The following is a 24,511-nucleotide window of genomic DNA, read 5'->3' on the forward strand; positions in this document are numbered from 1 at the left end:
AGGCCCGCCGATGAAGCCTCTCGTTCAGCAAGCACCCTGGCGCCGTATCGCCGCGGACATCGCCCTGCTGGTGGCGCTCGGCCTGTTCATGGGCGCGGTGGGCCCCTTCGGCAGCGACGCGATGCCGGCGGCCGCGCGCTATAGCTATTGGACAGCCTGCATCGTTGGCGGCGGGGTGATCGGGATCATCATCGACGAGAGCCTGGGCCTGCGCCTGGGCGCGTTCTGGCGTCGGGTCGGGGCGGTCAGCCTGCTGATGACGCCCTTTGTCGCCGCCTACGTCATCCTGATCCCGGGCCAGATGTACGCCCAGCCCTTCGAGCCGCCGCACTTCCCGCACCTGCTCTGGCAGGTGCTGGTGATCAGCCTCCTGGTCATGTCGGTACGGGCCCTGGTCTGGCGGCGACCGCGCACCGTGGTCGAGACCCGGGTCGTCGTGGCTCCGCCGCTGCCGGAGGCCGAGGCCGCCTTCCGCCGCCGGCTCTCCGCCCGCCGCCGCGCCGCCCGCCTGATCGCCATCGAGGCCCACGACCACTATCTCCGGGTCCACACCGACGCCGGCCCCGACCTGGTCACCCTGCGCTTCGCCGACGCCCTGGCCGAACTGGCCGGCGCCCACGGACTGCAGGTCCACCGCTCCTGGTGGGTGGCGGCCGATGCGATCGAGGCGGTGCGCTGGCGACGCGGGGCGGGGGAGGCCCGCCTGGCCGGCGGCCTCAGCGTTCCGGTCAGCCGCAGCCACGCGCCGGCGCTCAAGTCGGCGGGATGGTTCTAGGCCGATGACCGACGTCTATCCGCCAGAGAAGCGCTCGGCGGTGATGCGCCAGGTGAAGGGCAAGGGCACGACGCCCGAGCTCAAGGTCCGCAAGGCCCTGACGGCGCTGGGCGCCCGCTATCGGCTGAACCGCAAGGACCTGCCGGGCTCGCCGGACATCGTCATGCCGGGACGTAGGCTGGCGATCTTCGTCCACGGCTGCTTCTGGCACGGCCACGACTGCGCCCGAGGCTCGCGCGTGCCCAAGGCCAACCGCGACTACTGGCTCGCCAAGGTGGCCCGAAACAAGGCCCGAGACCTGGCGGCGGTCGAGGCGCTGAGCGCCCGGGGCTGGCGGGTCGAGACGATCTGGGAGTGCGACCTGAAGGACGACGCGGCCCTGCAGGCGCGGCTGGTAGGCCTGCTCGCTTCCTAGCCGGCGTTTTCCGGATAGTGCGGAATCTCCGGCGGGAAGCTGAGCCATCCGTGCTTCGCCGCCGTCCAGATCGTGCGGATGGGCGGCGGAAACGACGGGTCGGCGAGGGCTCCGACGGCGACGCAGACCAGGTCGGGCACGCGCGGGTTGTCCCAGTAAACCGTCGAGCCGCAGGTCGGGCAGAAGTGGAAGGTCAGGATTCCGCCGCTCTCGCCCTGCCGCTGGAAGATGCGCTCCTCGCCATCCACGGCGACGATCTGGTCGCGGGGAAAGAAGGCGTTGGATCCGAACAGGGCGCCGGTGCGCCTCTGGCACGCCAGGCAATGGCAGGAGGACACCAGCCGCGGCGCGCCGCTTAGGCTGAGCCTCAGCCCGCCGCAGGCGCAGGCCGCCTCATGCGTGCCGGAGCGCGCCATCTAGGCCACCGTGACCGCGGTCTTCACCGAATTGGCGATGAAGCATTCCTCGTGCGCCTCGTGATGCAGGTGGGCAAGCGCCGCCGGGTCGGGGGCTGGGCCGTCCCATTCGATCCGCGGGTTCAGCGTCACCTTGGTCACCGCCATCCGTCCCGGCGCGATCTCCTCCATGATCCCCAAGGCATGGTCGCGATAGGCCCTGACCGCGAAGCCGGCCAGCCGCGCCTTATGCAGGAAGGTCAGCATGTGGCAGTTGGAGAGGGCCGCGACGAACATCTCCTCGGGATCGACCGCGGCCTCCACGGCCCACTTGCCGACCACATGCGGCGAGGCCGAGGCCGGGACCACCGTCCCGCCGTCGAAGCTCAAGGTGTGGCCGCGGCTGTAACGGCCCTTGGCGAAGTCCTCGCCATCCTTCAGCGTCCATTCGATATCGGCGGTATAGGCGGCCATCAGAACGCCTCCGCCGGCAGGGCCATCATCAGTTCGGACCCGGTCTTGAGCTTGGCCAGGTGGCCGCCGGCCTCGGGCAGGATCCGCTGGATGAAATAGCGGCCGATCACCAGCTTGTTGGCGTAGAACGGATCGCCGTCGCCTGCCGCGATCTTCGCGTTCGCCGCCTTGGCGATCAGGGCCCACATGTAGCTGAGCGCCGTCAGGCCGAAGAGATGCATATAGTCGGTGGACGCCGCCCCGGCGTTGTCGGGGTTTGCTAGCCCGTTCTGCATCAGCCACATGGTGGCGTCCTGCAGCTTGGTCTTGGCCTCGGCCAGGCCCTCGGTGAAGGGCTTCAGCCCCTCGTCGGCCTGGTTGGCCTCAACGAAGCCGTCGATCTCGGCGAAGAAGCTCATCACCGCCCGGCCGCCATCGGCCGCCAACTTGCGGCCCACCAGGTCCAGGGCCTGGACGCCGTTGGTCCCCTCGTAGATCAGCGCGATGCGGACGTCGCGCATGTACTGGCTGACCGGGAAATGTTCCGTGAAGCCCGAGCCGCCGTGGATCTGCACGGCGTCGGAACAGACGTCGAGGCCCTTGGCGGTGAGGTAGCCCTTCACCACCGGGGTCATCAGCGCCATGTAGTCGCCGGCCTTCTGGCGCACCGCCTCGTCGGGGCTGGCATGGGCCAGGTCCCCATGCAGGGCGGTCCAGAACAGGAAGGCGCGGCCGCCCTCGATGATGGCGCGGCTGTCCATCAGCATCCGGCGCACGTCGGGATGGACGACGATCGGGTCGGCGGGGCCGTCGGGGTTCTTCGGTCCGGTGAGCGAGCGGCCCTGCAGGCGCTCCTTGGCGAAGGTCGCCGCGGCCTGGTAGGCGGCCTCAGCCTGGGCCACGCCCTGCATGCCGACCCCGATGCGGGCCTCGTTCATCATCACGAACATCAGCCGCAGGCCCTGGTTCTCCGTGCCCACCAGCCAGCCCGTGCTCCCCTCGTGACGGATCACGCAGGTGGCGTTGCCGTGGATGCCCATCTTCTCTTCCAGGCCGTCGCAGAAGACGCTGTTGCGGGAGCCCGGCTTGCCGTCGGCGTCGGGGATGAACTTGGGCACGATGAACAGGCTGATGCCCCGCGTCCCGCCCGGCGCGCCCTCGATGCGGGCCAGGACCAGGTGGACGATGTTCTCGGCCATGTCGTGCTCGCCTCCGGAAATCCAGATCTTGGTTCCGGAGATCCTGTAACTGCCGTCGCCCTTCGGGATCGCCTTGGTGCGCAGCAGGCCCAGGTCCGTGCCGCAGTGCGGCTCGGTCAGGTTCATGGTGCCGCCCCACTGACCGGAGGCGAGTTTGGGCAGGTAGAGGTCCTTCTGGGCGTCCGACCCGCCGTTGAGGATCGCCGAATAGGCCCCGTGGGTCAGGCCCGGATACATGGAGAAGGCCATGTTGGCCGAGGAGCTCATCTCCGAGAACGACAGATTGACAACATGTGGCAATCCCTGGCCGCCATAGGCGGGCTCGGCGCCCAGGGCCGGCCAGCCGCCCTCCACCAGCTTGGCGTAGGCGTCCTTGAAGCCGGCCGGGGTGGTGACCGTGTGGTCAGGGTTCCAGGTGCAGCCCTGCTTGTCGCCCACCGCGTTCAGCGGGGCCAGCACCTCGCCCGTGAAGCGGCCGGCCTCCTCGATGATCTGCTCGACCACGTCCATGGCCGCGTCCTGGAAGCCCGGCAGGTTGGAATAGGTCTCGAGCTGCAGCACGTCGCGCAGCAGGAAGACGTGATCGCGTACGGGAGGCTGGTAGGGCATGTCCGCTCCGTTGGACGAAAAAGGGCTCGCGGCGCGCCGCGAGCCCTCTGGATAGCCTGACGCGACGAGGCGTCGAAGCCTATTTGGCGTGTTCCAGATCGCCCAGGCGCTCGCGCAGCACCTGGTCGTAGTCGGCGGCGCGGGGCAGCAGGTCGGGCCGGGTGGCGGCCAGCTGCCGCTCCAGGGCGTCGCAGCCGTGGCGGAGCTGTTCGATGGCCTGGTCGATGTCGTGGCGCTGGGCCTCGAGGGCCACGATGCGCTCGCGGAATTTCATCAGCGACTTGGCGTTCTGCGCCGCGCCGCCGTCGTCCAGGTCGTAGAGGTCGAGGATCTCGCCGATCTCCGCCAGGGCCAGGCCCACACGCTTGCCGCGCAGGATGAGCTGAAGCCGGGCGCGATCCTTGTAGGAATAGACCCGGTTCATGCCGTCGCGGGCCGGGGCCAGCAGCCCCTTGTCCTCATAGAACCGCAGGGCGCGCGGCGTGCATTTGAACTCCAGGCAGAGCTGCCGGATGGTGAAGGTGCGGTTGGGCCGGCGCAGGTCTGCGGGCATGGGCGTCCTCCCTGGACGCTGTGTTCCTATTCCTGACACTGTAAAACCACGCTTCCGTTTACGTCAAGGTGATCGGCGGTAACCTGAGCGTGAGCGGCGGCTGGTCAGGTCTCGATGACGCCCTTGCCGACCGGGGTCAACGACAGGATCGCCAGCTTCACATGCTGCCAGGCGAAGGGGATGCCGATGATCGTCACCGCCAGTCCGGCCGCCAGGACGATGTGGTGCAAGGCCAGCCACCAGCCCGCCAAGACGAACCACAGGATGTTCAGCAGCAGGCTCGTGGCGCCGGTGTCGCGGTCGACGATGGTCTTGCCGAACGGCCAGTAGCTGAAGCCGGCGATGCGGAACGCCGCGGGCGTCCACGGCAGGCCGATGATGGTGATCGCCAGGATCGCCCCGGCCAGCAGCCACAGGGTCCCGGAAATCCAGCCCCCGAGGATGAACCAAAGCAGGTTGAGCAACAGTCGCATCGGGTCCCTCCGCGGATGCGGATCAGTACCACAGGTCGGAGATCGGGACGTCCTACGCGACGAGCTCGCCGGCCAGGGCCCGTTCGATCAGGGCCACGGTGCGGTCGAGGCCGAAGATGGCGGCGAAGGAGCCGAAGCGCGGCCCCTGGCTCTGGCCGAGCAGCACCTCGTAGAGCGCCTGGAACCAGCCGCGCAGGGGCTCGAAGCCCGCGGCCTTGCCGGCCTCGAACACCTCGTTCTGGATCGCCTCGGCGTCGGCGTCCGCCGGCAGGGCCTTGAAGCGGGCGACCAGGTCGGCCATGGCGGCGCGCTCCTTGGCGTCCGGCTCGCGGAACCGCTTCGAGGGCTTCACGAAGTCCTCGTAATAGTTGATCGCGAAGTCGCTGAGCCGGTCGAGCAGAGGCTCGGTCTCGGGGGTAGCGCCCGGAATATAGTTGCGAATGAAGCCCCAGAGGATCTCCTTGGTCGAGGCGTCCGCCGCCGAGACCAGGTTCAAGAGCAGCGAGAAGCTGACCGGCGATCCCTTGGCCGGCGGGGCGCCGCCGTGGACGTGCCAGGCCGGATTGTCGATCGCCGGCCCATTGCTCTCGGCCCGGCCGCGGTTGAAGGCGTCGAGTTGCTGCAGGTACTCGTCCGTGGCCTTGGGAATGACGTCGAAATAGAGCCGCTTGGCCGACCTCGGCGACTGGTACATGTAATAGGCGAGGCTCTCGGGCGCGCCGTAGCGCAGCCACTCCTCCATGGTCAGGCCGTTACCCTTGGTCTTGGAGATCTTCTGGTTGTTCTCGTCCATGAAGAGCTCGTAGTTGAATCCGGCCGGCGGGGTCCCGCCCAGCACCTTGCAGACCTGGTTCGACAGCCGGACGCTGTCGACCAGGTCTTTGCCGGACATCTCGTAGTCCACCTCCAGGGCGGTCCAGCGCATGGCCCAGTCGGGCCGCCACTGCATCTTCACCCCGCCGCCGGTGACCGGAACCTCGGTCAGTTCGCCGTCCTCGTCGCGGAACACGATCGTGCCGCGATCGACGTGCCGTTCGAGGGTCGGCGCCTGCAACACCTTGCCGGTCTTGGGGCTGACCGGCAGGAACGGCGAATAGGTCGCGCGGCGTTCCTCGCCCAGCGAGGGCAGCATGATCTTCTGGATGGCGTCGAACCGCGCCAAGGCGGTCAGCAGGGTCTGGTCGAAGCGGCCGCCGCGATAGCAGTCGGTCGAGGAGACGAATTCGTAGTCGAAGCCGAAGCCGTCGAGGAAGGCGCACAGGCGCGCATTGTTGTGCGCCCCGAAGCTCTCATGCGTGCCGAACGGATCGCGGACCACGGTGAGCGGCTTGTCGAGGTCCTGGGCCAACAGCTCGCCATTGGGGACATTGGGCGGGATCTTGCGCATGCCGTCCATGTCGTCGCTGAAGGCGATCAGCCGGGTGGGGATGACGTCATCGGTGAGGGCGCGGAAGGCGACGCGGACCATGGTGGTGCGCGCGACCTCGCCAAAGGTGCCCAGGTGCGGCAGGCCCGAGGGGCCGTAGCCGGTCTCGAACACCACCGGCTTCAGCAGGGCCGGGAAGGTCGCCACGGCCTCGGCGGCCTTGCCCTCGCCGATCAGGCTGGCGGCCAGGTCGCGCTCGCCGTCGGTCAGGCGCAGGCGCAGGATGCGGTCGAGCAGCAGGCGGGCTTGCTCGAAGGGCCAGCTCTTGGCGTCGCGGGCCTGGTGGGAGAGGCCTTGCAGGGCGTTGGTCACGGACATGGGCGGGCGTTAGCGCCCTAAGCCGCTCGCCTCAAGCGGACTTTTCGGCTCATCTCCGTCGCGAGCGTTTCACGCAAGCCGCCGACACTGACGCTTTGGCCAGCTGTTGGCCAAGATCGAGGAGTCACGGATGATCGCAAGGCGCATGGTTCTGGCCCTTCCCCTGGCGCTGGCCGCCTGTGGGAAGCCGGCCGAAAGGACGCCCCCGGCGCCCACCGTGCTCAACTTCTCGATCATGTCGACCGAGGGCCGCCAGACCATGATGGCCGACTGGGGTCCGTTCCTGGCCGAGATGGAAAAGCAGATCGGCATTCCGGTGAAGCCATTCTTCGGGACTAACTACACCTCGCTGATCGAGGCCATGCGCTTCCGGCAGACCGATGTGGGCTGGTTCACCAACCAGTCGGGGCTGGAGGCGGTGCGCCGGGCCAATGGCGAGGTCTTCGCCCGCTCCGTGAAGCCCAACGGGCCGGACGGCTACCAGGCGGTGATCATCGTCAAGAAGGGCTCGGGGATCACGCTGGAGAAGCTGCTGGCCTGCGACAAGACCTTGGACTTCGGCATGGGCGACGCCAAGTCGACCTCGGGCACCCTGGCGCCCATGACCTATCTGTTCTCGCCGCGCGGGATCGATCCCAACGCCTGCTTCAAGACCCTGCGCTCGGCCAACCATGAGGCCAACCTGTTCTCGGTGGCCCAAGGCCTGCTTGACGCGGCCACCAACAACACCGCCTCCATGGACCGGCTGGGCATGATCGAGACCGACATGGCCCGCAACACCCTGGCCAATGTCGAGGTGATCTGGACCTCGCCGACCATCCCGGAGGATCCGATGATCCGCCGCAAGGACCTGGACCCGGCGCTGAAGGCCAAGATCGACGCTTTCATGTTCAGCTACGGGGTCGGCGAGGGGGCGGAGGCCGAGCGCCAGCGCAAGATCCTCGAGCGCATCCAGACCAGACCCTTCAGGCGCGCCGACGACAGCCACCTGCTGCCGGTGCGCGAGATGGAGGCCGCGGGCCAGCTGATCGTCGCCAAGCGCAAGGGCGACGCCGCCGCCACGGCCGCGGCGGAAGCCGAGCTCGCCAAGATTTCCGCTGAGAAGAAGGCGCTGGGGCAAATAGCGCCGCCTCTTCCTCCCACATGACCAACGGGAATGGGGGAGGGGGACCGCCGATAGGCGGTGGAGGGGGCGGCCTCACACTCAGAGCCCGGTCTCGCCCCCTCCACCACGCCTGCGGCGCGGTCCCCCTCCCCCGTGAACGTGGGAGGAATCTCTCGTCGCGAGGAACCGACCGCTACCGTTTAGCGTCATTCTCTCCGAACCGGGCTCCCAGCCGGAGAGGACGCCACCTATGAACCTGCTGATCGCCAAACGCGCCCTGGGCCTGCTTTCAATTGGGCTGGGGGTGATCGCCGTGGCCTCGCCCCGGCGGGTGTCGAGATTCTTCGGCCTGAATTTCGAGGACGAGGCGGTCAGCGCCTTCGGGGCCCGCGAGATCGCCTCGGGGGCGGGCCTGCTGTCGCCGGTCAAGCCCGGCCCCTGGTTCTGGATGCGGGTCGGCGGCGACGTCATGGACATCACCGCCCTGGCCCGCGCCATGGATCGCGGCAATCCGCGCCGGAAATACGCGATCGCGGCCCTGGCGACCGTCGCGGGCATCGCCATCCTGGACATCGCCATGGCCGCCCAGGCGACGATGAACAAGCGGGAGAACGCCGAGGCGGCGGCCTAGGACAGGCCCGCCAGCAGGAAGTGGCCGCGCAGGGCGGCGATCGGCTTGGCGCGGGCTTCCTGCCAGGCCTCCACATGCACATTGGCGATCTGGCGGCCGATCTTGCGCACGTCGGCGCGGGCATAGGTGGTCTGGGCCTTGCCGGGCCGCAGGTACTCGATGGTGACGTCGATGGTCTTGTGCACCCGCGCGCTCTGGGCGGTGAGCGAGAGCTGGGAGAGGGCGGCCATCTCCATGAAGGCCCCGATCACCCCGCCGTGCAGGGCCGGCATCATGACATTGCCGATCAGGTGCGGAGCGAAGGGCAGGATGGCGGTCATCTCGTCCCCGGCCAGCTCGGCGCGCATGCCGAGGAAGCGCACATAGGGCACGCGGGCGAGGAAGGCCTGCAGGCGTTCGGCGGGATCGCTCATGGCTTGGCTGGCTCTTCAGGCCGCTTCAGGACGAAGGCCGCCTGGGCCGTGGCGATTGGGTCGGCCGGGTCGGCGTCGAAGGCCTGGGCGCGGACGAAGGCGATAGTGCGGGTGACCTTGTAGCAGTGGGCCTGGGCGGTGACGCCGGCGCGGGGCGCGGCGGGGCGCATATAATCGATGCGCAGGTCGAGGGTGGCGGTGGAGAAGGCGGTCACGTTGCCCAGCATCGAGGAGGTGATCGCCAGGCCGCAGCAGTGGTCGAGGAGGGCGGTGACCACGCCGCCGGCGATGACGCCGGTGTCTGGATCCCCCACCAGGTCCTCGCGCCAGGGGGCGAAGATGGCGCCGTGCCCGGGCTCGACGGTGACAAGCTCGAAACCGAGGGCGGCGGCCTGGGGCACGGATTGCACCATGTTCCTAGCCAACTCGCGAAGGGCCTCTGGGAATGTGGTCATCCCCCAGGTGTGAGGCGCCTCCGCCTATCGGTCAACGTGACGGAAGGTCAAGGTCTCCACCTTAGACGGCGGTGAAGGCTTGGGTGTAGACGGCGAGCGCGACGGCCAGCAGCGGGGTGGCGGCGAGGACGAGGTTGGCGAGGCCGTTGAAGGCGAAGCTCTTGTGCATGGCGGTGTCCCTCTATTTCTGGTGGGCCGCGACAACCGCGACCCGATGAGAGGGGTATATGAAACTTCTCTTTCGAATACTCGTTAAGTCTTAGTCATGACCTCTTTTTCACAATCTAAATACTCTGTAATGTTCCTAAAGTCAGACCAACCCCCATATCGGCAAGGATGATCAAGCCCGAAGCCCTGCTCTGTCCCCGGCCCGAGGGGCTCTATTGCGCGCCCGGCGATTTCTACATCGACCCAGTGCGGCCGGTGGCGCGCGCGGTGATCACCCACGGCCATGCCGACCATGCGCGCGCGGGCCATGAGCGGGTGCTGGCCACGCCGGAGACCCTCGCCATCATGGCCGAGCGCTACGGACAGGACTTCGCCTACGAGACCCAGGCCGCCGCCTATGGCGAGACCATCGCCCGCGACGAGGTCGAGGTGACGCTGGTCCCGGCCGGCCACGTCCTGGGCTCGGCCCAGGCGGTGGTGCGTTGGAAGGGCCTGACCATGGTGGTCTCGGGCGACTACAAGCGCCGCCGCGATCCGACCTGCCCGGCCTTCGAGCCCGTCGGCTGCGATGTCTTCATCTCCGAGGCGACATTCGGCCTGCCGGTGTTCCGCCACCCCGACGACAAGGGCGAGATCGCCCGCCTGCTGCGCTCGGTGGCCCAGTTCCCGGAACGCTGCCACCTGGTCGGCGCCTATGCGCTCGGCAAGGCGCAGCGGGTCATCCGCCTGCTGCGCGAGGCGGGCTGGGACAAGACCATCCATGTCCACGGCGCCCTGGAGCGGCTGAACCGGCTCTATGAGGCCCACGGGGTCCCGCTGGGGCCGCTGGCGCCGGCCACCTCGACCACCAAACAGGACTTCGCAGGCGCCATCATCATCGCCCCGCCCTCGGCGCTCGCCGACCGCTGGTCGCGGCGGTTCCCCGATCCGGTCGGCGCCTTCGCATCGGGCTGGATGCAGATCCGCGCCCGCGCCCGCCAGCGGGGCGTCGAACTGCCCTTGGTGATCTCCGACCATGCCGATTGGGACGAGCTCACCGCCACGGTGGACGAGATCCGCCCGGGCGAGCTCTGGATCACCCATGGCCGCGAGGAGGCCCTGGCGCGCTGGGCCGAGCTGCACGGGATCAGGGCCCGGGCGCTCGCCCTGGTCGGCTATGACGACGAGGCCGAGGACTAGGAACACAGGGCCCGAGGCCGCGTTGGTCGGGCGAAGGAGCCGCGCCATGACCGAACCCCGCGACAAGCCTGCGCCGCCGCCCGAACCCCTGAAGGAAGGCGGCCTGGATTCAACCGAGAAACCGCCCCCGGCCGAGACCGGCATGATCGATGAGGCCGCGCCCGCGCCGCGCCAGCCGAACCGTGAGGGCGGCATGATCGGCGAGGGTTGAGGCCAAGCCGCTCCAGGCGCGTTAGGCTCTTCGCATGCGCGCCTTCGCCGAGCTCCTGGACCGACTGTCGCTGACGGCGTCGCGCAACGCCAAGCTGACCCTGGTGCGCGACTACCTGGCCGAGACGCCCGATCCTGACCGGGGCTGGGCCCTGGCGGCGCTGACCGGGGGTCTCGTCTTCAACGCCGCCAAGCCCGCCTTCATCCGCAAGGCGGTGGAGGAGCGGATGGACCCCACCCTGTTCCGCTGGTCCTACGACTATGTGGGCGATCTGGCCGAGACCGTGGCCCTGGTCTGGCCCGCGCGGCCGGGCGCCAACCGTGAGCCGGAACTTTCGGAGGTGGTCGACGCCCTGCGCGGCGCCTCGAGGACCGAGGTCCAGCGGCTGATCGAGGCCTGGCTGGACGGACTGGAGACCACCGGCCGCTGGGCGCTGCTGAAGCTGATGACCGGCGGCCTGCGCGTCGGGGTGTCCGCACGCATGGCCAAGCAGGCGGCGGCCGAGCTGGGCCAGGTGGCGGTGGCCGAGGTCGAGGAGGTTTGGCATGCCCTGCATCCGCCCTATGAGGACCTGTTCGCCTGGCTGGAGGGCCGCTCGGACCGGCCTTCGGCGGTGGCCCCCGGACGCTTCCGGCCGGTGATGCTGGCCCAGGCCATCGACGAGGCGGTCGACTTCGGCAAGCTCGACCCCGCCGACTACGCCGCCGAATGGAAGTGGGACGGCGTCCGCGTCCAGGCGGTGAACGAGTCCGGGGTGCGGCGGCTCTACACCCGCAACGGCGACGACATATCCAGGACCTTCCCCGACGTGCTGGACGCGCTGGAGTTCGAGGGCGCGCTGGACGGTGAGCTGCTGGTGGTGCGCGACGGCGGCGGGGTGGCCAGCTTCGGCGACCTGCAGCAACGGCTGAACCGCAAGAGCGTCGACGCCAAGATGCTGCAGACCTTCCCGGCCGGCATCCGCGCCTATGACCTGCTGGCTGACGGGCCCGAGGACACCCGCGTCCTGCCCTTCGTCGAGCGACGCAAGCGGCTGGAGGCTTTCGTGGGCCGGCTCAAGACCTCACGCATCGACCTGTCGCCGATCCAGCCTTTCGAGACCTGGGCCGAACTCGCCGACCTGCGCCGCAAGCCGCCGCCGGGCGACCCGCCGATCGCCGAGGGCCTGATGCTGAAGCGCTGGGACTCGATCTACGAGGCCGGCCGGCCCAAGGGACCGTGGTTCAAGTGGAAGCGCGACCCGTTCCTGATCGACGCGGTGCTGATGTACGCCCAGCGCGGGCACGGCAAGCGCTCAAGCTTCTATTCCGACTACACCTTCGGGGTCTGGACGGAAGGGCTCGATGGCAGGCGGGCGCTGACCCCGGTGGGCAAGGCCTATTTCGGCTTCACCGACGAGGAGTTGAAGCAGATCGATAAGTTCGTCCGCGACAACACCATCGACCGGTTCGGACCGGTGCGCTCGGTCAGGGCCGAGGCCCATTTCGGCCTGGTGTTCGAGGTCGCCTTCGAGGGCCTGCAGCGCTCAACCCGGCACAAGTCCGGCGTCGCCATGCGCTTCCCACGCATCAGCCGCATCCGCTGGGACAAGCCGGCTGGCGAGGCCGACGAGCTTACGACGCTGGAACGGATGCTGACGCAGATGGAGGGACGCTAGGTCCCAGTCTGCGGGCGACCAGGGCCCAGGCGATGGCCGCCTGCACCAGGCCCGAGATCAGGCTGAGCATCGGCGCGGCGCTCAGCGGGGCGAACAGCGCCGCCCCGTTCTCCCGGTCTACCGACCAGCCGACGATGCCGCCGACCCCGTAGAGCACGGCCAGCGCCACCACCGCGGCGAAGTCCCCGCGCTGCGGCCGCTCGCCCAGGCGGCACAGCGCGATGACGCCCAGGTCGCGCAGCAGGAAAGCGATCAGGGCCGCGGCCTGGGCCAGGCCCGGTCGCGCGAAGCTGCCGGCGCTGACGGCCAGGGCGGTGACCACCAGCAGGGCGGCCAGGATCAGCGGCGCCAGGGGCGCGGGCGCCAGCGGGCCGGCGCGGGCGAAATCTCCGGCCAGGGCGTGATGGCGGAACTGGCGCATCCGCACCCGATCGGCGGGCTCGGCGAAGGCCGCGGCATAGGCGCTGAGCGCTACGGCCAGCGCCCCGGTGGTCAGGGCGCCTGAAAGGCCGCCGTCGCGCCAGGCGAAGCCGCCGGCGAACACGGCCAGGAAGACCAGGAAGGCTGGCCAGACGACGGGAGCGTTGCGCATCTGCAGCTCCAGCCGCATCAGCCGCCAGGCCCCGATTACGGCCCAGGCGGCGAACAGGGTCACCGCGACCGCGCGGAATCCGTCGGCCGGCCAGTAGCGTCCGCCCCAGTCGATCAGGCCCTTGGCGCTTAGCATTGCGCCGAAGCCCTCCAGCCCGGCGCCCCGCTGGAACCCGGCTGAGCCCGCCACCCAGGACAACAGGACGCCGCCGACGATCAGGCCCCCCAGCACCCCGCCGGCGCGGGCGGTGCGACCCTCGGCCCGGGCCTTGCGCACCCCGACCAGGGCCGCGCCCATGGAGATCGCCTGCAGCAGCACCGCCAGGGCTGTGAGGAACACCAGGGTCGAGAGCGCGCCCGGCTCGCCGCGCTGCAGGCTGGCGGCGGCCATCAGCAACAGGCCGGTGAGCGCGCAGATCCAGGCCAGGCTGGCGCTGCCCAGGAGCTTGCCCCAGGTCATCGACCAGGGATCGAGCGCCGAGAGCCGCTGGAAGTCCCAGGTGCGGTCGGCGATCTCGTTGAGGATGGAACCGCCCGTCGCGCGCGCGCCCCAGATCATGCCGCAGGCCACGAAGACCACCGCTCCGACGCCGGCGAGGCCAGTCAGGGCGCCATAGGGATTGGTCCGTAGGACCATGATCGCCGCGCCGTAGATCATCAGCAGGACGACGATGGCCCAGGCGACGCGGCGGGGCGCGGACTCGAGCCAGAGATTGCGCTGGAATTCCGGGTTCATGACTGGGCCTCGGCGAGGTAGGCGTCTTCCAGGGTCCGGCGGGTGGGCTGGAAAGCTGACACCTTCAGCCCCGCGCCGATCAGCTTGGCCAGGACGGCGGAGTCGTCATCGCCGTTCCCGGCCAGCAGGATGGCAGTGTCGCCGTCCCGGCGTTCCAGGGCGATGTCCAGCTTGGCCAGAACCTTGTCCAGGTCGGCCGGCGGGGCCGCGAAGGTGACGCTGATCCGGGTCCCGTCGCGCACCCCGGCGCCGGCCGCGACCACCCCGCCGCCGGCCACTCGGCCGTCGCGGATCATCAGCATCTGGGTGGAATAGTCCTCGAGCTCGGAGAGGATGTGCGAGGAGACCACGATGGTCATGCCCTCCTTGGCGAGCCGCAGGATCAGGTCCGAGAGCGCCCGGCGCGCCTCAGGATCGAGGCCGGCGGCGGGCTCGTCCAGCAACAGGACGCGGGGCTGGTGGACGATGGTCTGACCGATGGCCAGGCGCTGCTTGAGGCCGCGCGAAAGTTCTCCGGCCCGCGTCTCCAGCCGGTCGGCGAGCTGGACGCGGGCGGCGGCCTGCTCGACGGCGGCTGGCGTGGCGGCCTCGGAGACCCCCCGCGAGCGGGCGGCGTAGGTGAGCGCCCGACGCACCGAGAGCTCCTCGTAGAGGCCGAAGAAATCGGGCAAGTAGCCGATGGTCGCATGGACTCCGCGCGGGTCGTCCCGGGTGTCCAGGCCGTCGATGGAGATCGTGCCCTCGGTGGCGTCGTCGAGCGCCGCCATGCAGCGCAGCAGGGTGGTCTTGCCCGCCCCGTTGGGACCGACCATGGCCAGGACGGCGCCGGCCTCCACCTTGAACGACACCCCATGCAGCGCCCGCGCCGACGGGTAGTCGTAGACGACGTCCTTCACCTCGATCATGCCGGAACCAGCTCCTTCGCCAGGAAGACCATCAGGTTGTCGCTCGGGAATTTCAGCCCGCGGATGCCCGCCCGCCGGGCGGCCTCCATGTCGGCGTCCTTGTCGCCCACCATGATCGAGCGGCCCACATCGACGGGCCATTCGCGCAGGGCGCGCAGGATCATGCCGGGGTTGGGCTTGCGGTCCGGGGGATCGGGATGGCGATAGGCCTCGACGGTCGCGTCCGGATGCTGCGGGCAATAGTAGAAGGCGTCGATGCGACCGCCGGCCTCGGCCAGGCTCTCCGACATCATGGCGTGCAGGGCGACCACGTCGTCCTCGCCATAATAGCCACGCCCGATCCCCGACTGGTTGGTCACCACGAACACCCACCAGCCGGCGCGGTTGAAGGCGGCGACGGCCTCCCGCGCGCCGGGGATCCAGCGGAAGTCCTCCCAGCGGTGGACATAGCCGGGGTCCTCGTTGAGCACCCCGTCTCGATCGAGGAACAGGGCGGGGCGGGTCTGGGCGTCGGGCAGGCTCACGCGGGCACTATACAGTCAGGCGCGCGGCTTGGGGCTTACGCTTTCGCAATGGAGCGCGCCGAGGCTATGGTCGGCCCTCGCGTTTGCCCAAGTTGAGGTCGCCTTGGCCGGTTCCGTCCTTTCCATCGACGACCTGAGGGTCGATTTCACCACCCACGACGGGCTGGTGGACGCCGTGCGCGGGGTGTCGTTGCAGGTTCGGCGCGGCGAAACCCTCGGCGTGGTGGGCGAGAGCGGCTCGGGCAAGAGCCAGACCTTCATGGCCGTCATGGGCCTGCTGGCCGCCAACGGGCGCGCGACCGGCTCGGTGAAGTTCCTGGACCAGGAGATCCTGGGTCTGAAGCCCAGGACCCTCAACAAAATCCGCGGCTCGAAGATGACCATGATCTTCCAGGACCCGCTGACGGCGCTCACCCCGCACGTGCGCATCGGCGAGCAGATCGCCGAGCCCCTGCGCCAGCACCTGGGCATGAGCGACAAGGACGCCACGGCCCACGCCAGGGACTGGATCGGCCGGGTGCGCATTCCCGACGCCGCGCGGCGGCTGTCGCAATATCCCCACGAGCTTTCCGGCGGCATGCGCCAGCGGGTGATGATCGCCGCGGCCATGGCCGGCGGCCCGGCCCTGCTGATCGCCGACGAGCCGACCACCGCCCTCGACGTCACCGTCCAGGCCGAGATCCTCGACCTGATGGCCGAGCTCGGCCGCGAGACCGGCACGGCCATGGTGTTGATCACCCACGACATGGGGGTCATCGCCCGGCTGGCCGACCGGGTCTGCGTGATGAAGGACGGCGCCTATGTGGAGGAGGGCTCGGCCGAGGCCATCTTCGGAGCGCCGAAGTCCGACTATACCCGCGCCCTGCTGGACGCGATCCCGCGCCTGGACCGCGCCGATCGCGGCGGTCGCCCGACCCTGGCCCCGGTGGCGCCCGACGCCCCGGTGATCGTCGAGGGCCACGACATCAAGGTGCACTTCCCCGTCCGTCAGGGGATGTTCGGCGGCAAGCTCGCCCTGCGCGCCGTCGACGGGGTCAGCTTCCAGGTTCGCCAGGGCGAGACCCTGGGCGTGGTGGGCGAGAGCGGCTGCGGCAAGTCAACGCTCAGTCGCGCCGTGCTGAACCTGCTGCCGCCGACCGCGGGCGCCGTCACCCTGCTGGGCCGCGACATCACCCATGCCGATCGCGAGGCCATGCGCGCCGCCCGCAAGGACCTGCAGATCGTCTTCCAGGACCCGCTCGCCAGCCTCGATCCGCGCATGACCGTCGGCGACTCCATCGCCGAGCCGCTGCAGGTGTTCCGCAAAGGCATGAACCACGCCGAGCGCGAGGCCGAGGTGAGGGCCATGATGCTGCGCGCCGGCCTCTCGCCGACCCTCATCAACCGCTATCCGCACGAGCTTTCCGGCGGCCAGAACCAGCGGGTCGGCATCGCCCGGGCCATGATCCTGCGGCCGAAGCTGGTGATCTGCGACGAGGCGGTCTCGGCGCTCGACGTCTCCATCCGCGCCCAGATCATCGACCTGCTGATCGAGCTGCAGAAGGAGATGGGTCTGGCGATGATCTTCATCAGCCACGACTTGGCGGTCGTGCGCGAGATCAGCCACCGGATCATGGTGCTCTATCTGGGCCGGGTGATGGAACAGGCCGATCGCCAGCGGCTCTATGAAGCGCCGCATCACCCCTACACCAAGGCCCTACTCTCGGCCGCGCCGATCCCCGATCCGGTTCGCGAGCGGGCCCGGGCCCGGGTGAAGCTGGTGGGCGAACCGCCCTCCCCGCTCGATCCGCGCAGCGCCCTGCGCTTCCTGCCCTCTCGGCTCTCCGCCGATCCCCTGGCCCAGGTCTATGTCCCGGAGCTGAAGGAGATTGCCCCCGGCCACCTGGTCAGCGAATACGATCCGCCGGCCGGAGCCGCCTGAGTGACGCGCAAGATCATCCCTGTCCTGATGTCGGGCGGCGCGGGCACGCGTCTGTGGCCCTTGTCGCGACAGGCCCGGCCCAAGCAGTTCCACCGGCTCGGCGGCGAACACAGCCTGATCCAGGACACCGCCCTGCGGGTCGTGGGCGAGATGTTCGAGGCGCCTGTCGTAGTCTGCGCCGCGGCCCATGCCGACCTCACCCGCGCCCAGCTCGCCGAGGTGGGCGTCACGCCCCAGGCCCTGATCGCCGAGCCCGCGCCGCGCAACACCGCCCCGGCGTCGGTGGCCGTCGCCGCCTTTGGGGCCGAGCGCGATCCCGAGGCCCTGATGGTGCTGCTGCACGCCGACAACCTGGTGGCCGACGTGGCCGCCCTGCACGCCGCCATCGAGGCCGGCCGCGCGGCGGCGCAGGCCGGCCAGATCGTGCTGTTCGGGCTGAAGCCCACCGGTCCGGCGACGATCTATGGCTACATCCGGGCCACGGGCGAGGGTCCGGTGCGGCGGGTCGCCCAGTTCGTGGAGAAGCCCGACCTCGCCACCGCCCAGCGCTTCGTGGCCGATCCCGACTATTCCTGGAACGGTGGCATGTTCCTGTTCAAGGCGGGCGCCTTCCTCGACATCGCTCGGGCCCTGGCGCCCGAGGTGGCCGTCGCCGCCGAGGCCGCGGTGGCCGACGCCGCGCGGGCCGGCGACCTGGTGAGCCTGGGCGAGGCCTTCCTCACGGCGCCCAGCATCGCCATTGATGTGGCGGTGATGGAAAAGACTGACCGCGCCGGGGTGGTGGCCGCCGACATCGGCTGGGCCGACGTGGGCAACTGGGACGCGCTCTGGGAGCTGTCGGCCCGCGACGCTGACGGCAACGCCCTGGACGGCGAGGTGACCGCGGTGGAGAGCCGCGGCTCGCTCGCCCGCACCGATGGCCCCTCGGTAGTCCTGGCCGGGGTCGAGGACGTGGTGGTGGTGGTCGAGAACGGCGTGGTCCTGGTCACCCGCCGCGACGCCCCTGCCGCCGTCCGCGCCGCCGTCGACGCGCTCAAGGCCAAGGGCAGAAGCGACCTCCTGTAGCGCGGCAAGGTCCCGGAAAGACTTGGCCGTTATCCTTTCTGGCTCAAGCTTCGGGTCAGGGGACCGCGCCTTTGCAAATCGACGTCCTACGTCCGCAGGATCTTTCGTCCGAGCGCGTCGCGCGCTGGGGCGAGCTTCAGGCTGCCGATATCGAGCTGGATACGCCCTTCCTGGCGCCGGGCTGGGCGCGGCTGATCGAGCGGATCCAGGGCGAGGGCGCACGCAATGTCCGCGTCGCCGTAGCCCATCAGGACGGCCGCGACGTGGCGTTCATGCCGGTTCGGGTGGGCTCGTTCACCGCCATGCCGGCCGGGGCCCCCATGTGCGATTACCAGGGTGTGGTGGCCGAAGCCGGGGTCGCCGTCGACGCCCGCGCCATGGTCGCGGCCCTGGGCGTCCATCGGCTGGACTTCTCCCACATGCTGGAGAGCCAATCAGCCTTCAAGCGCTTCGCCCGCGGCCGGTTCGTCTCCCACGTCATCGATGTCGAGGGCGGCTACGAAGCCTATGAGGCCGAGCGTCGCGCGGCTGGGACCTCGGTGCTGAAGGACTGCGACAAGAAGCGCCGCAAGGCCGAGCGCGAGATCGGTCCCGCGGTTTTCCAGGCCTTTTCCCGCTCCACCGCCGACTTCGACAAGCTGTTGGAATGGAAGCGCGCCCAGCTCAAGGCCACCGGCCAGACCGACATCTTCGAGACCGGCTGGACCCGCGAGCTGATGGCCGAGATGTTCGCCAGCCGCGATCCGGACTTCGGCGGGGTCATGTTCACCCTGCATTTCGGCGACCGTCTTGCGGCGGCGCATCTGCACCTGCGCGGGCGCCGCACGATCCACGGCTGGATCATCGCCCACGACCCGGAGTTCGAGCGCTACTCCCCGGGCCTGCTGCTGTTCCAGTCCATCCTGCGCTGGATGGACGACACCCCCTATCGCCGCCTGGACCTCGGTCCGGGCGACTACCGCTTCAAGCGCGACCTCGCCAATCACGGCCAGTGGGTGACCCATGGTTTCGTCGGCGCCCCGTCGCCGGCGACCCTGACGCGGGCGGTCGCCTATGGGGTGCGCCGCGTGGCCGAAGCCCTGCCCTTGGGACAGATGTCCGAACTGCCCGGCAAGGCGATGCGCCGCATGGATCAATGGCGAGGGCTTCGCTAGCCGAGGCGGCGCCACATTGCCGATTGGCGCGCTCGCCGCTAGACGTGGCGTCCCGCACCACATCGGCTAGGCCATGACGCTTTCCATCGACGACATCCGCGCGGCCGCCGGTCGGCTGGCCGGACATATCGAACGCACCCCCTGCCGCCATTCGCGCACCCTGTCGGAGATCACCGGGGCCGAGGTCTGGGTGAAGTTCGAGAACCTGCAGTTCACCGCGGCCTACAAGGAGCGCGGGGCGCTCAACACCTTGCTTCAGCTCTCCGACAATGAGCGCGGGCGCGGGGTGATCGCCGCCTCCGCCGGAAACCACAGCCAGGGCTTGGCCTATCACGCGGCGCGCCTGGGGATTCCCGTCACCATCGTCATGCCGCGCGGCACCCCCTTCGTGAAGGTGCAGCAGACCCGCGCCCACGGCGCCGAGGTGGTGATCGACGGCGACAATTACGACGAGGCCTCGGACGTCGCCCTGAAGCTCTGCAAGGCGCGCGACCTTTCCTTCGTCCACCCCTTCAACGACCTGCAGGTCATGGCCGGCCAGGGCACCGTGGCGCTGGAGATGTTCGAGGACGTGCCGGACCTGGAGATCCTGCCCATCCCTATCGGCGGCGGAGGGCTGATCGCCGGCTGCGCCACCGTGGCCAAATCGCTCAATTCGAAGGTCCGTATCGTCGGCGTGGAGCCGGCCATGTATCCGTCCTTCACCGCCAAGATGCGCGGCGTGAACGGGGTGACCGGCACGGGCGGGGCGACCATCGCCGAGGGCATCGCCGTCAAGCAGGTGGGCGAGCTTTCCTATAGCATCGCCCGGCCGCTGATCGACGACGTGCTGCTGATCGAGGAGCCGCACTTCGAGCGGGCCGTGGCGCTCTATTGCAATGTGGAGAAGACGGTGGTCGAGGGGGCGGGCGCCGCCTCGCTGGCGGCCCTGCTGGCCTATCCCGACCAGTTCCGCGGCAAGAAGGTCGGTCTGATCGTCACCGGCGGCAATATCGACACCCGGCTGTTGGCCTCGGTCCTGACCCGGGAGCTGGTGCGCGAACAGCGGCTGGTCAGCTTGCGGATCATCGGCGACGACCGGCCGGGCCTGCTGGCCACCGTCTCGACGGTGATCGGCCAGATGGGCGGCAATATCGTCGAGGTGGCCCACAACCGCCTGGCCCTCGACGTGCCGGCCAAGGGCGCGGAGTTCGACATCATGATCGAAACCCGCGACGCCCAGCACACCCAGGAAATCATGGACGCCCTGCGCGATCGCGGCTACCCGCCGCGCGCCGTCTGAAGGTCTAGCGAATGAAACGTCTGATCGTCGCCCTCGCCGCCGCCCTGTCGCTGGCCGCCTGTGGCAAGGCCGACAGCCAGGAGACCGCCAAGGCGGCCGCCGAGGCCACCGCCTATCTGGCGACCAACGCCAAGGCGCCGGGGGTCAAGTCCCTGCCGTCGGGCCTGCAGTACAAGATCGTCCGCTCGGGCCCGGCCGACGGCCTCAAGCCTGCCCCGCAGGACGAGGTCAAGGTCCACTACGAGGGCAAGCTGCTCTCGGGCAAGGTGTTCGACTCGTCCTACGAGCGCGGCGCCCCGGCGGCCATGCCGCTGGCCGCCCTGATCCCGGCCTGGCAGGAAGCCCTGCAACTCATGCGGCCGGGCGACGAATGGGTGCTCTATGTGCCGCCGGCCCTCGGCTACGGGGAAGAAGGCGCGGGTGGCGGCGAGATTCCGGGCAATAGCCTGCTGATCTTCCGCATCGAACTGATCGACGTCCTGCCCGGCCCGGGCCGCATCGGTCAGGGCTGACCGGTTCGCTCTTGCGTTGCACCCGCGCCTCTGTTTGGTGACCGCCAAACAGAACGGGGAAACACACGGATGAGACTGACCAAGCCCAGGATCGCGCCGGTCCAGGACGCCGACCTGACCCCCGATCAAAAAGAAATCCTCGAGCCCATGGGCGAGCGGGTGCTGAACATCTTCCGCACCATGGTCCAGGCCCCGAAGGCGGCGAAGGGCTTCCTGGCCTGGGGCAACTATGTGCTGTCGCGGCGCAACGACCTGCCGGCCCGCGAGCGCGAGATCGTCATCCTGCGCATCGGCTACCTCTGCAAGTCCGGCTACGAATGGACCCAGCACCACGCCATCGGTCTGCGCGAGGGCCTGACCGCCGCCGAGATCGAGGCGATCAAGCAGGGCGCCGCCGCTCCCGACTGGAGCGCCGCCGACCGCGCCCTGCTCAAGGCGTCCGACGAGCTGCACAACGACCAGTTCGTCACTGACGGGACATGGGCGGCGCTCACCCGCCACTTCTCCGACAAGCAGTGCATGGATGTCGTGTTCACCGCCGGCCAGTATACCCAGGTGTCGATGATCCTGAACTCGTTCGGGGTGCAGCTCGACGCCGGCCAGACCCTCGATCCCGACCTGAAGGGCTTCTGAACATGCGGCTCGCGGGCAAGACCGCCATCGTCGTCGGGGCCGGCCAGACGCCTGGCGAGACCCTGGGCAACGGCCGGGCCATGTCGCTGCTGTTCGCCCGCGAAGGCGCCGAGGTCCTCTGCGTCGACCGGCTGATCGAGCGGGCCGAGGAGACGGCCGAGATGATCGTCGCCGAGGGCGGCAAGGCCGCCGCCTTCGCCGCCGACATCACCAAGGCCGAGGATTGCACGGCGATGATCGAGGCGGCCAAGGCGCGCTGGGAGCGCATCGACATCCTGGTCAACAATGTCGGGATCGGCGGGGGCGGCGACGGCCCGGCCCACCGGCTGGAGGAGGCGGCCTTCGACCGCATCCTGGCGGTGAACCTCAAGGGCACCTGGCTGTCGACCAAGGCCGCCTTGCCCCTCATGCGCGAACAGGGCGGCGGCTCGATCGTCAACATCTCGTCCCTGGCCTCGATCGCCGGGGGGAACCAGGTGGCCTACGAGGTCTCCAAGGCCGCGGTGAACCGGCTGACCACCTCGACAGCCCAGGCCAATGCGGCCAAGGGCGTGCGCTGCAACGCCATCGCCATGGGCCTGATGGACACCCCCATGGCCGTGGCCGGCATCGCCGCGTCCACCGGCCGGGAACAACAGGCGGTCCGTGACGCCCGCAACGCCCGCGTGCCGCTGGGCGGCCAGATGGGCACGGCCTGGGACACCGCCTATGCAGCCCTGTTCCTGGCGTCGGACGAGGCGCGGTTCATCACCGGCGTCGTGCTGTGGGTCGACGGCGGAATGTCTAGCCGGATCGGGTGATCCCTACAGTCCGTATCCCCGCGCCATCGCCGCGGCGAAGGCGGGGATCGGGGCGAAGATGGCGAGTTCGGCGATCAGGAATCCGCGCACCGAGGCCACGTGATCGCCGGTCAAGGCGAAGCCGGGCTCGGCCTTGGCCGTCCGCCGCCACCCGGCGATGCGGATCGTCGGCTGCACGGACAGCACCCCGACCACGAGGAAGGCGGCGATCTTGGCCCAGAACGCCCAGTTCCCGAGATAGGCGTCGGGACCCTTCACGCCCAGGAAGACGCGGGCGAACCCGACCGCCAGGATCAGGCCCGCGATCATGCCGTAGTGCAGGTCGATCATCCCCAGGCGCTTGAGATCCGCACCCGCTAGGCCGGGCCGGATCATGGCCAGCTCGAAGGCCAGGATGGCGGCCAGGGCGAAGACCAGCAGATGGTGGGCGATGGCGAGGACGAGGTCGGTCACGGGGCGACTCCAGGCGATTGGCGCCGCGACACTCGCTCCATTCGCTTACTATGTAAATACTAGCCCTTGTCGCCGGTGCGGTAGTCGCCGAAGGCGCGGTCGCGGGCGGTAAGCGCCTGGGTCACGCCCTGGCGCATCTGGGCCATGTATTCGCGCGAAGCCTTGGTGTGCCAGCCCAGGGCATGGACGTCGGTGGCCGCCCGGATGCCGGTGCGCATGCCCATGGCTTCCATCTGGCGGTGCACCGCGCGCTTGTTGAGCTGGGCTAGTTCCGGGTCGACCTTGGCCACCCGCACGGCCATCGACAGAACCTCGTCTTCAAGCTTGTCCGCCGGGAAGGCCCGGTTGGCGAAGCCCAGCCGCACCGCCTCGTTCCCATCGATGGAGTCGCCGGTCAGCATCTGCTCCATGGCCGCCCGCATGCCCATCAGCCAGGCGTGGGAATGATTGTCGGCGGGGCTCATGGTGCGCACGGCCGGGTAGCCGATCTGGGCGTCCTGCGCCACATAGACCAGGTCGCAGGAGGTGGCGAGTTCCGAGCCCCCGGCCAGGCACCAGCCATGCACCTGGGCGATCACCGGCTTGGCCAGGTCCCAGACCTTGAAGCAGCCCTCGACCACATGGCGCGCCCACTGGCCCTGGTTTCCCGCCGTGTGCCAGGGCTGCTCGCCCAGGCCCGCCAGATCGTAGCCGGAGGAGAAGCAGGTCCCGGCCCCGCGCACGATCATCACCCGCACCTCGGGATCGCGGTCGCCAGCCTCCAGGGCGTTGTAGATCTCCGCCCGCAGGGCGTTTGACAACGCATTGCGCTTGTTGGGGCGGTTCAGGGTGAGCCGGCGCACATGCGGCGCGGGCTCGTCGATCAGTAGGATGGGCTCGTCGGCCATGGCGTCCTCCCTGGACTTTGGAGGGAGGCTAGGCGCCTGCCGTCCCGGCAGTCCAGCGCGCCCAATCTTAAACCAAATGGTTTGACATGGTCCGGCCCCCTGTCGTTTGATCCCGGCGGGCTTCCACGGCGAGGACGGACTGATGACCAAGATCACCCCATTCTTGATGTTCGAGGGCGCGGCCGAGGCGGCGATGGACTTCTACGTGTCGCTGTTCCCAGGCAGCAGGATCGACGAGATCACCCGCTACGGGGTGGAGGGACCCGGCAAGGAGGGCTCGGTGGTCCGCGCGAACTTCACCCTGGGGGACCAGAGCGTGATGTGCATCGACAGCCCGGCCCAGCACGCCTTCACCTTCACGCCGTCCTTCTCGTTCTTCGTCGACTGCGAGACCGACGAAGATCTGCAGCGCCTGATCGACGCCCTGTCGCAGGGCGGCGCGTTCCTCATGCCGCCGGACAATTATGGCTTCAGCCGCCGGTTCGCCTGGCTCAACGACCGCTTCGGCGTCTCCTGGCAGCTCAACCTGCCCTAGACCATTTTCCGCTGAAGTGGCCACCGGTTCGGCGAAGAGAATGGTCTAAATTCAAAGAGTCTGGAGCAGTATCCGATC

General features: G+C 69.3%; 28 protein-coding genes. 15 read left to right on the forward strand and 13 right to left on the reverse strand.

Annotated features, from left to right (window positions below; translation table 11 throughout):
- Window positions 1-10: 10 nt before the first annotated feature.
- Both Q8Q88_RS12975 and Q8Q88_RS12980 read left to right on the forward strand, forming a co-directional pair.
- Complete coding sequence (locus Q8Q88_RS12975) at window positions 11-775, forward strand: LytTR family DNA-binding domain-containing protein (protein ID WP_305675605.1); 765 nt, start codon at window positions 11-13, stop codon at window positions 773-775.
- Window positions 776-779: 4 nt separating this feature from the next.
- Window positions 780-1,190 (forward strand): very short patch repair endonuclease, encoded by a 411-nt coding sequence (locus tag Q8Q88_RS12980; protein ID WP_305675606.1) that lies wholly within the window; start codon window positions 780-782, stop codon window positions 1,188-1,190.
- Here Q8Q88_RS12980 and Q8Q88_RS12985 read toward each other — a convergent pair.
- The 6 genes from Q8Q88_RS12985 to Q8Q88_RS13010 form a co-directional block, all read right to left on the reverse strand.
- A complete protein-coding gene (locus tag Q8Q88_RS12985; protein ID WP_305675607.1) occupies window positions 1,187-1,606 on the reverse strand; it encodes a GFA family protein in 420 nt (139 codons plus the stop codon). The two genes, Q8Q88_RS12980 and Q8Q88_RS12985, sit on opposite strands and share 4 nt — an antisense overlap.
- On the reverse strand, window positions 1,607-2,059 hold the full coding sequence (locus tag Q8Q88_RS12990) for an OsmC family protein (RefSeq protein ID WP_305675608.1): 453 nt from the start codon (window positions 2,057-2,059) through the stop codon (window positions 1,607-1,609).
- Window positions 2,059-3,846 (reverse strand): acyl-CoA dehydrogenase C-terminal domain-containing protein, encoded by a 1,788-nt coding sequence (locus Q8Q88_RS12995; RefSeq protein ID WP_305675609.1) that lies wholly within the window; start codon window positions 3,844-3,846, stop codon window positions 2,059-2,061. The genes Q8Q88_RS12990 and Q8Q88_RS12995 overlap by 1 nt, the downstream gene beginning before the upstream one ends.
- Window positions 3,847-3,925: 79 nt before the next feature.
- Complete coding sequence (locus Q8Q88_RS13000) at window positions 3,926-4,399, reverse strand: MerR family DNA-binding transcriptional regulator (RefSeq protein ID WP_305675610.1); 474 nt, start codon at window positions 4,397-4,399, stop codon at window positions 3,926-3,928.
- Between the two features lie 104 nt (window positions 4,400-4,503).
- Complete coding sequence (locus Q8Q88_RS13005; protein ID WP_305675611.1) at window positions 4,504-4,872, reverse strand: YccF domain-containing protein; 369 nt, start codon at window positions 4,870-4,872, stop codon at window positions 4,504-4,506.
- 52 nt (window positions 4,873-4,924) lie between these two features.
- Complete coding sequence (locus Q8Q88_RS13010; RefSeq protein WP_305675612.1) at window positions 4,925-6,616, reverse strand: lysine--tRNA ligase; 1,692 nt, start codon at window positions 6,614-6,616, stop codon at window positions 4,925-4,927.
- Window positions 6,617-6,746: 130 nt separating this feature from the next.
- Here Q8Q88_RS13010 and phnD point away from each other — a divergent pair, with 130 nt between their 5' ends.
- Both phnD and Q8Q88_RS13020 read left to right on the forward strand, forming a co-directional pair.
- Window positions 6,747-7,763 (forward strand): phosphate/phosphite/phosphonate ABC transporter substrate-binding protein, encoded by a 1,017-nt coding sequence (phnD, locus tag Q8Q88_RS13015; RefSeq protein WP_305675613.1) that lies wholly within the window; start codon window positions 6,747-6,749, stop codon window positions 7,761-7,763.
- A 208-nt stretch (window positions 7,764-7,971) separates the two neighbouring features.
- The gene (locus Q8Q88_RS13020; RefSeq protein WP_305675614.1) at window positions 7,972-8,352 is read left to right on the forward strand and encodes a hypothetical protein; all 381 of its coding nucleotides are present in this window, start codon (window positions 7,972-7,974) and stop codon (window positions 8,350-8,352) included.
- Here the strand turns inward: Q8Q88_RS13020 and Q8Q88_RS13025 are convergent.
- Both Q8Q88_RS13025 and Q8Q88_RS13030 read right to left on the reverse strand, forming a co-directional pair.
- The gene (locus Q8Q88_RS13025; protein WP_305675615.1) at window positions 8,349-8,765 is read right to left on the reverse strand and encodes a PaaI family thioesterase; all 417 of its coding nucleotides are present in this window, start codon (window positions 8,763-8,765) and stop codon (window positions 8,349-8,351) included. The two genes, Q8Q88_RS13020 and Q8Q88_RS13025, sit on opposite strands and share 4 nt — an antisense overlap.
- Window positions 8,762-9,178, reverse strand: a complete 417-nt coding sequence (locus Q8Q88_RS13030; protein ID WP_371129859.1) for a PaaI family thioesterase — start codon at window positions 9,176-9,178, stop codon at window positions 8,762-8,764. Before Q8Q88_RS13030 ends, Q8Q88_RS13025 begins: the two co-directional genes overlap by 4 nt.
- A 378-nt stretch (window positions 9,179-9,556) precedes the next feature.
- Here Q8Q88_RS13030 and Q8Q88_RS13035 point away from each other — a divergent pair, with 378 nt between their 5' ends.
- Genes Q8Q88_RS13035 through Q8Q88_RS13045 form a run of 3 tightly spaced genes read left to right on the forward strand, consistent with a single transcriptional unit; the run spans window position 9,557 to window position 12,435 of the window.
- Window positions 9,557-10,567 (forward strand): ligase-associated DNA damage response exonuclease, encoded by a 1,011-nt coding sequence (locus Q8Q88_RS13035; RefSeq protein WP_305675617.1) that lies wholly within the window; start codon window positions 9,557-9,559, stop codon window positions 10,565-10,567.
- 46 nt (window positions 10,568-10,613) lie between these two features.
- Window positions 10,614-10,778, forward strand: a complete 165-nt coding sequence (locus tag Q8Q88_RS13040; protein WP_305675618.1) for a hypothetical protein — start codon at window positions 10,614-10,616, stop codon at window positions 10,776-10,778.
- A 34-nt stretch (window positions 10,779-10,812) separates the two neighbouring features.
- A complete protein-coding gene (locus Q8Q88_RS13045) occupies window positions 10,813-12,435 on the forward strand; it encodes a cisplatin damage response ATP-dependent DNA ligase (RefSeq protein WP_305675619.1) in 1,623 nt (540 codons plus the stop codon).
- Here the strand turns inward: Q8Q88_RS13045 and Q8Q88_RS13050 are convergent.
- The 3 genes from Q8Q88_RS13050 to Q8Q88_RS13060 are packed head-to-tail and all read right to left on the reverse strand — an operon-like array spanning window position 12,392 to window position 15,191.
- Window positions 12,392-13,762 carry a hypothetical protein gene (locus Q8Q88_RS13050; RefSeq protein ID WP_305675620.1) on the reverse strand — a complete coding sequence of 457 codons (1,371 nt, stop codon included), beginning with the start codon at window positions 13,760-13,762 and terminating at the stop codon, window positions 12,392-12,394. The two genes, Q8Q88_RS13045 and Q8Q88_RS13050, sit on opposite strands and share 44 nt — an antisense overlap.
- Window positions 13,759-14,667, reverse strand: coding sequence for an ABC transporter ATP-binding protein (locus Q8Q88_RS13055; protein WP_305675621.1), 909 nt, complete (start codon window positions 14,665-14,667; stop codon window positions 13,759-13,761). The genes Q8Q88_RS13050 and Q8Q88_RS13055 overlap by 4 nt, the downstream gene beginning before the upstream one ends.
- Window positions 14,664-15,191 carry an HAD family hydrolase gene (locus Q8Q88_RS13060; protein ID WP_305675622.1) on the reverse strand — a complete coding sequence of 176 codons (528 nt, stop codon included), beginning with the start codon at window positions 15,189-15,191 and terminating at the stop codon, window positions 14,664-14,666. The genes Q8Q88_RS13055 and Q8Q88_RS13060 overlap by 4 nt, the downstream gene beginning before the upstream one ends.
- A gap of 103 nt (window positions 15,192-15,294) precedes the next feature.
- Here Q8Q88_RS13060 and Q8Q88_RS13065 point away from each other — a divergent pair, with 103 nt between their 5' ends.
- The 7 genes from Q8Q88_RS13065 (at window position 15,295) to Q8Q88_RS13095 (ending at window position 22,558) form a co-directional block, all read left to right on the forward strand.
- Window positions 15,295-17,112, forward strand: a complete 1,818-nt coding sequence (locus Q8Q88_RS13065; protein ID WP_305675623.1) for a dipeptide ABC transporter ATP-binding protein — start codon at window positions 15,295-15,297, stop codon at window positions 17,110-17,112.
- Window positions 17,113-18,177, forward strand: coding sequence for a mannose-1-phosphate guanylyltransferase (locus Q8Q88_RS13070; protein WP_305675624.1), 1,065 nt, complete (start codon window positions 17,113-17,115; stop codon window positions 18,175-18,177).
- A gap of 71 nt (window positions 18,178-18,248) precedes the next feature.
- Entirely contained in the window at window positions 18,249-19,331 is a 1,083-nt protein-coding gene (locus tag Q8Q88_RS13075) for a GNAT family N-acetyltransferase (protein WP_305675625.1), read from the forward strand.
- Window positions 19,332-19,404: 73 nt separating this feature from the next.
- Window positions 19,405-20,613, forward strand: a complete 1,209-nt coding sequence (locus tag Q8Q88_RS13080; protein WP_305675626.1) for a threonine ammonia-lyase — start codon at window positions 19,405-19,407, stop codon at window positions 20,611-20,613.
- Between the two features lie 11 nt (window positions 20,614-20,624).
- A complete protein-coding gene (locus Q8Q88_RS13085; RefSeq protein ID WP_305675627.1) occupies window positions 20,625-21,125 on the forward strand; it encodes an FKBP-type peptidyl-prolyl cis-trans isomerase in 501 nt (166 codons plus the stop codon).
- 69 nt (window positions 21,126-21,194) lie between these two features.
- Window positions 21,195-21,758, forward strand: a complete 564-nt coding sequence (locus tag Q8Q88_RS13090; protein ID WP_305675628.1) for a carboxymuconolactone decarboxylase family protein — start codon at window positions 21,195-21,197, stop codon at window positions 21,756-21,758.
- A gap of 2 nt (window positions 21,759-21,760) precedes the next feature.
- A complete protein-coding gene (locus Q8Q88_RS13095; RefSeq protein ID WP_305675629.1) occupies window positions 21,761-22,558 on the forward strand; it encodes an SDR family NAD(P)-dependent oxidoreductase in 798 nt (265 codons plus the stop codon).
- A 3-nt stretch (window positions 22,559-22,561) separates the two neighbouring features.
- Here Q8Q88_RS13095 and Q8Q88_RS13100 read toward each other — a convergent pair whose 3' ends face one another.
- Both Q8Q88_RS13100 and Q8Q88_RS13105 read right to left on the reverse strand, forming a co-directional pair.
- Window positions 22,562-23,011: a DUF2214 family protein gene (locus Q8Q88_RS13100; RefSeq protein ID WP_305675630.1), complete on the reverse strand. Its 450-nt coding sequence runs from the start codon at window positions 23,009-23,011 to the stop codon at window positions 22,562-22,564.
- A 59-nt stretch (window positions 23,012-23,070) separates the two neighbouring features.
- Window positions 23,071-23,898, reverse strand: a complete 828-nt coding sequence (locus tag Q8Q88_RS13105; RefSeq protein ID WP_305675631.1) for an enoyl-CoA hydratase-related protein — start codon at window positions 23,896-23,898, stop codon at window positions 23,071-23,073.
- A gap of 142 nt (window positions 23,899-24,040) precedes the next feature.
- Here Q8Q88_RS13105 and Q8Q88_RS13110 point away from each other — a divergent pair, with 142 nt between their 5' ends.
- Entirely contained in the window at window positions 24,041-24,433 is a 393-nt protein-coding gene (locus Q8Q88_RS13110; protein WP_305675632.1) for a VOC family protein, read from the forward strand.
- The last annotated feature ends 78 nt before the right edge of the window (window positions 24,434-24,511 follow it).

Origin of the sequence: Phenylobacterium sp. (assembly GCF_030697925.1) — a bacterium.
In the GTDB taxonomy this organism is placed as follows: domain Bacteria; phylum Pseudomonadota; class Alphaproteobacteria; order Caulobacterales; family Caulobacteraceae; genus Phenylobacterium.